This is a genomic window from Methanobrevibacter sp. (assembly GCF_017427765.1).
Taxonomy (GTDB): domain Archaea; phylum Methanobacteriota; class Methanobacteria; order Methanobacteriales; family Methanobacteriaceae; genus Methanocatella.
This window is the reverse complement of sequence record NZ_JAFRSC010000060.1, coordinates 1-5,757: the sequence shown is the minus strand read 5'-3', so window position 1 is coordinate 5,757 and position 5,757 is coordinate 1. Positions and strand designations below refer to the sequence as shown.

6 protein-coding genes are annotated in these 5,757 nt (G+C 34.4%); 5 read left to right on the top strand and 1 reads right to left on the bottom strand.

Translation table 11 applies throughout. From position 1 onward, the window contains the following. Window positions 1-884: aminoacetone oxidase family FAD-binding enzyme (locus tag IJL02_RS12485; protein ID WP_292816880.1), on the top strand; the 884-nt coding region annotated here is incomplete at its 5' end. 82 nt (window positions 885-966) lie between these two features. On the opposite strand, the gene IJL02_RS12480 is transcribed toward IJL02_RS12485, so the two are convergent. Continuing rightward, window positions 967-1,110, bottom strand: coding sequence for a hypothetical protein (locus IJL02_RS12480; RefSeq protein ID WP_292813987.1), 144 nt, complete (start codon window positions 1,108-1,110; stop codon window positions 967-969). A 253-nt stretch (window positions 1,111-1,363) separates the two neighbouring features. On the opposite strand from IJL02_RS12480, the gene IJL02_RS12475 reads away from it, so the two are divergent. The 4 genes from IJL02_RS12475 to argS are packed head-to-tail and all read left to right on the top strand — an operon-like array spanning window position 1,364 to window position 5,425. Next, window positions 1,364-1,993 (top strand): cobalt-precorrin-8 methylmutase, encoded by a 630-nt coding sequence (locus IJL02_RS12475; RefSeq protein WP_292813989.1) that lies wholly within the window; start codon window positions 1,364-1,366, stop codon window positions 1,991-1,993. A 9-nt stretch (window positions 1,994-2,002) separates the two neighbouring features. After that, entirely contained in the window at window positions 2,003-3,277 is a 1,275-nt protein-coding gene (gene hemL, locus IJL02_RS12470; protein ID WP_292813992.1) for a glutamate-1-semialdehyde 2,1-aminomutase, read from the top strand. A gap of 4 nt (window positions 3,278-3,281) precedes the next feature. Next, window positions 3,282-3,707, top strand: coding sequence for a signal peptidase I (locus IJL02_RS12465; RefSeq protein ID WP_292813996.1), 426 nt, complete (start codon window positions 3,282-3,284; stop codon window positions 3,705-3,707). A gap of 17 nt (window positions 3,708-3,724) precedes the next feature. After that, complete coding sequence (gene argS / locus IJL02_RS12460) at window positions 3,725-5,425, top strand: arginine--tRNA ligase (RefSeq protein WP_292814001.1); 1,701 nt, start codon at window positions 3,725-3,727, stop codon at window positions 5,423-5,425. The last annotated feature ends 332 nt before the right edge of the window (window positions 5,426-5,757 follow it).

Below are 5,757 nucleotides of genomic sequence, written 5' to 3'. Positions count from 1 at the left end.
AAAAGTATTTAGACATTTTAAATGTTTTAACTGAATATCTCGATGATGTTGTTATAAGTTATAACTTTGAAGTCGAATCGATTAGGCAAGGTTTTATAATAAACGATAAAATCAAGGCAGATAAGGTCATAATTGCCACTGGTGGAATAACATACCCTCAAACCGGATGCAGCATTAAAAATTATTCTCTAACTTCACAACCTTTAACTGACATCAAATATGGGCTTGTTCCCCTATTGACCAAAAAAGATTTATCCGATATTGCCGGTGCAACATTATATGATGTTGTTATAAGTTATAAGAAAAGTAAAGTCAAAGGTAATGTGCTGTTTTCCCATGTTGGCCTTACAGGTCCTGGAATTATAAATTTAAGCAATTTAATTTCTGAAAGTATAACTTATAACTTATTAGATGATAATCCTGATTTTGAATTTGAGATAGCTATTGACTTATGTCCTGAACTTTCACGAGATCAGTTAAATGATAAGTTTAACAGAGATTTCCAAGACAAAGGAAAGACAATGCTTAAAAATTACCTGAAGCTGTTTTTGACAAACAGGTTTGTAGATTTCTTTTTGGATGAACTTGATTTGGACGGTGAGATTCAGCTATCAAGAATTAACAAGAAAAGTAAAAATAGATTAATAGAAAATTTAAAAAGATTTCCTTTTGAAATTAATGGATTTAATTCTGATTTGTCTAAAGTTACAATTGGCGGTGTTGATTTGTCAAATGTCAATGCTAAAACCATGGAATCAACATTAATTTCTGATTTGTATTTTGCCGGTGAAGTTCTTGATGTTCATGGACCGACCGGTGGCTATAATTTAAAAATCGCATTTTCTACAGGATATCTGGCGGGATTGTCAGCAAGTGCTAAATGATGTTAATTATAATTACTCAATTAGATTTACTAGGTTTTACATTCAAAAATCAGTTGGCGGACAATCAGTAAAAAATTAGGGTTTAAAAGAAATCAACATGCCGACTATTTTTGATTCTTTGTTTGATTTTATTTTCATTTTTATTCTTTGGCCTTTTCATTTCTTTTAAAAAGCTTTTGGTATCTTTTCCTTTTAATGTTGGTGTTGGTGCTATAGCTTTTGCCATTTTAATTACCTCTAATTCTATTATAATATTCAATATTCATAGTTATTAAAGATGATTTAAAAATTATATAAAGCTTGTTGAACTCATTACGTAAAATTGCTTTGAGAAAAACGTAATATTTAAACTTTAGGTTCTTTAAAACATTTTTCGAGAGTATTTGATAAGTTTTAAAAGTCATTTTTGGATTTTGATTCTAAACGGTGTATTGATTAAAACAAAATATTTAACTGATATATTTACCAATAGTTATAATATGACAGACAAAATGTTCATGGGTGCATCAACTAAGCAAGGTCTGGATATTGCAAATAAAAGTAGAGAGATTATCCGTGGCCTTATTGGTGATGATGTCAAAGACTTAAAACCTATAGAAAGAGACATCGTTGAGAGAATTGTTCACTCAACTGCCGATCCTGAATATGCTAAATTGGTACATATGAGTTCTGATTTTGTGGATGCAGCTATGGCCTCCCTTAAAAATAAGGAAACCATTCTGACAGACATTAACATGGTCAAGTATGGTATTACACGATATGAGGGGGAAGTTGAGTGTTACATTAAAAACGAAGAAGTTGTAAAAATAGCTAAAGAAAATCAGATTACAAGAGCGGCTGCTGCAATGCGTTATGCTGCGGCTAATGATTTTGAAGGAATTGTAGTTTCAGGTAATGCTCCAACTGCTGTTTTTGAAGCAATGGATTTATATGCAAAAGGTGAAATGAATCTTAAGGCTATTGTAGGCGTTCCGGTTGGTTTTGTAGGAGCGGCCGATTCCAAAGAGGCATTACATAACTCCGATATTCCAAACATTATCGTTGAAGGTCCTAAAGGTGGAACACCAATTGCCGTTGCTTGTGTAAATTCATTAATACAACATTTATAGTGTGATAAAATGTATTCCGAAGAATTGTTCAATGAATCTAAAAATTATTTTCCTGGTGGAGTAAACTCTCCGGTACGTGCTTTTAAGCCTTATCCGTTTTTTGTTAAAAGCGCTGGGGGGTCCAGAATCACTGATGTGGACGGCAAGACCTACATAGACCACTGTCTTGCATACGGTCCTTTGATATTGGGTCATGCAGACCCTAAAGTTGTAAGGGAAGTTTCAAATCAGTTGACTATTGGAACCGCTTACGGCACTCCAACTGAAAATGAAATAACTCTTGCAAAAGAGGTTGTAGACAGAATTCCTTCTGCTGAAATGGTAAGATTCTGTAACAGCGGAACCGAAGCAACAATGAGTGCTATCAGGCTTGCAAGAGGTTTTACAGGTAGGGATAAAATTGTTAAATTTGAAGGCGCATATCATGGTGCGCATGATTATGTTTTAGTAAAAGGAGGATCCGGTGCCGCAACACTACCTGACAGTCCGGGAATTCCGGCTGACACCACTAAAAATACATTATCAGTACCGTTCAATGATGAAGAAGCTCTAACAGAACTGATTGAAAAGGAAGGCGAAAACATTGCATGTATCATTATGGAAGTGGTCATGGGCAATGTTGGATGCATAGAACCAAAACCAGGATTTTTAGAGTTCATTAGAAAAATCACAGAAGAAAATAATATTATTTTAATATTTGATGAAGTAATCACCGGTTTTAGAGCATCAAGAGGTGGAGCTCAACAATATTATGGCGTAACTCCTGATTTAACTACATTAGGTAAAATTGTTGGTGGAGGACTTCCGATGGGTGCTTTTTGTGGAAAAAAAGAAATCATGGAACTGATAGCTCCTAACGGTCCGGTTTATCAGGCAGGTACATTTTCAGGAAATCCGGTTTCCGTTCAGGCGGGAATTTCCACTTTAACACAGCTTGATGATGCTTTCTATAAGGAACTTGAAAGGAAAGGAAACTACCTGAGAGGAAACATCCAGTCAATTATAGAGGATGAGGAATACAATATCCAGCCGGTCGGACTTGCTTCAATGTTTCAGATTTATTTCAATCCAGAACCTGTTTATAACTATGCTGATGCTCAAAAATCCGATAGAAAACAGTTCTTAAGATACTTCAAGGCATTGCTAAAAGAGGGAGTATTTATTCCGCCATCTCAGTTTGAATGTAATTTTATTTCAAATGCACACAGTATGGAGGATATGCAAAAAACTTCAGATGCCATTGAAATAGCTCTTCAGGCAGCTTTCAGAAAAAGAAGAAGGTAATATAATGGAAATTGATTATAAAGAAATTGCATCATACATAATTATCCTTGTAATAGTTCTTATCGCCGCTCAACACTTAAACGTTGTTGTTTCAGGCAGTATGGAACCTGCATTTTACAGAGGAGATATTGTCCTTGTTCAAAAGGCGGATTTTTTAGGAATCCATGAGTTTGACCCGAAAGATGTTGAAATCGGGGATGTTGTAGTATATGACGCAAAATGGTTTAACCAGCCTGTAATTCACAGAATTATAAATATTGTCGATATTAACGGAACTACTATGTATCTTATAAAGGGAGACAATAACAACGGTCCCGATCCGTATTATGTCGAAGCCAGTCAGATTAAAGAGAGAGTTGTAACGCTCGGCGACAGTCTGGTAGTTATTCCAAAAATTGGTTATCTTTCCCTTTGGTTAAGGGGTTTATGATTATTTAAGGTGAGTTAATGTATTTTGAAATTGAAAAACAAGCTATCGATGCCATTAATAAGGCATTGGATCAATATGATGAAGAAATAGACAGGAATTTTAAATTAGAATTCCCTCCAAATCCAAAATTAGGAGATCTTGCAAGCACTATTGCTTTTGCATTAACTAAAAAGTTAAGAACTTCCCCTCCGGAAGTTGCAAAGGATTTAGTTGAAAAAATTGAAGTTCCGGAAATCTTTTCTGAAGTCAAAAACTTCGGACCGTATGTGAATTTCTTTATAGATTATTCCAAATTTTCAAAATTGCTTTTGGAAAAAGTTGATGAAAATTATGGTCAGCTTCCGGAATATGGCGAAAAGATTATCCTTGAGCATACTTCAGCTAATCCTAACGGTCCGCTTCATATCGGACATATCAGAAACTCCATTTTCGGAGATTCCCTTGCAAGACTTTTACGCTTAGCCGGAAGGGATGTGGAAACTCAATATTATGTTAATGATATGGGAAGACAGATTGCCATTATTGTCTGCGGTATTACCGAATGCGGTTTGAAAATCGAAGATTATGAAGGCGAAAAGCTTGACCACAAAATCGGAAAACTGTACTTTGATGCAAACAAGGCAGTTGAAGAAGATGAAGCTTTAAACGCTAAAGTCGATGAATTAATCCAAAAGTACGAAAAAGGTGAAGATGAAGAGTTAAACAAAGTCTTTGAAAGCGTTGTATCACAATGCATATCCGGAATGAAGGAATCACTTCAGAGAATGAATATCGTCCATGATGATTTTGTCTGGGAAGGCCAATTTATCAGAAACGGTGAAGTTGATGATTTGGTATATTACATCCAAAGAGAAGGATTTACCCGTGAAGACGATGTTTTATACATTGATTTAACAGACTTTAACATTGAAAAGGAATTTGTTTTAAGAAGGTCAAATGGAACTTCCCTTTATTCTACCCGTGATTTGGCTTATCACAAATACAAAGCTACTTTAGGAGACACAGTACTTGATATTTTAGGTTCAGACCATAAACTGGCCGCAAAACAGATTAAAGTTATTTTTGAAGAAATTTTTAGGCAAACTCCTCCTGAAGTCATATTTTATGAATTCATCACTCTTCCTGAAGGTTCAATGTCAACAAGAAGGGGTAAATTCGTATCTGTTGATGAATTAATTGATGAGGCAGTATTAAGAGCTAGTGATGAAATTAAATCAAGAAATCCGGATTTAAGTGAAGATGAAATTGCACCTATGGCTGAAGAAATTGGTGTTGGAGCAGTAAGATTCTTCATTGCTAAATTGTCCCCTGAAAAACACTTAACTTTCAAATGGGATGAAGCTTTAAGCTTTGAGAGAGGTTGTGCTTCCATTCAATACGCACACGCAAGAGCATGCAAATTACTTGATAATGCCGGCAAAGACATCAGCTCTTTAAAAGTGGATGATAACTGGGTTCCAAATGAATCTGAACAGGACCTTATAAGACAGATTGCTAAGTTCCCGCAAGTTGTTGAAGATTGTGCAAATAAAAAGAGAGTTCACAACATTACACAATATTGCCAGGACTTGGCCGGTTCATTTAACAGATTCTACAAATCAGAACAGGTTATCGGTTCTGAAGTAGAAGACACCAGATTGATTTTAGTTGACAGAGCTAAAATAACCATTAAAAACGCTTTAGATATTTTAGGTGTTTCAGCACCTGAAAAAATGTAGATGAGTAGTTTAACTCATCTTTTTAATTTTTTTTAAATTAATCTTTCTATACTAAGATAGATTTCTAATTTTTTTAAATTAATCTTTCTGTACTATGTTAAATTTATTATAAGATTTTAATGATTAATTTTAATAAATAATATTTTTAAAATAAGTTTTATTAATATAAAGCAATATTTAGCCGAATTTAGAAAAAATATTTCATATTTGGCATAAAATTATTACAAAAAAGCAAAAGATTTAATCCACAAAGTGGATGTAATCTTCTTTTCTTGGAAGTGGTTGTGGTGCTTCCATATCGGCATAGCCTAAAACGACATGACCAACGCCTT

Coding starts and splice junctions, on each gene's coding strand:
- IJL02_RS12480 (WP_292813987.1), bottom strand. CDS start 1,110: ATGGCAAAAGCTATAGCACCAACACCAACATTAAAAGGAAAAGATACC.
- IJL02_RS12475 (WP_292813989.1), top strand. CDS start 1,364: ATGACAGACAAAATGTTCATGGGTGCATCAACTAAGCAAGGTCTGGAT.
- hemL (WP_292813992.1), top strand. CDS start 2,003: ATGTATTCCGAAGAATTGTTCAATGAATCTAAAAATTATTTTCCTGGT.
- IJL02_RS12465 (WP_292813996.1), top strand. CDS start 3,282: ATGGAAATTGATTATAAAGAAATTGCATCATACATAATTATCCTTGTA.
- argS (WP_292814001.1), top strand. CDS start 3,725: ATGTATTTTGAAATTGAAAAACAAGCTATCGATGCCATTAATAAGGCA.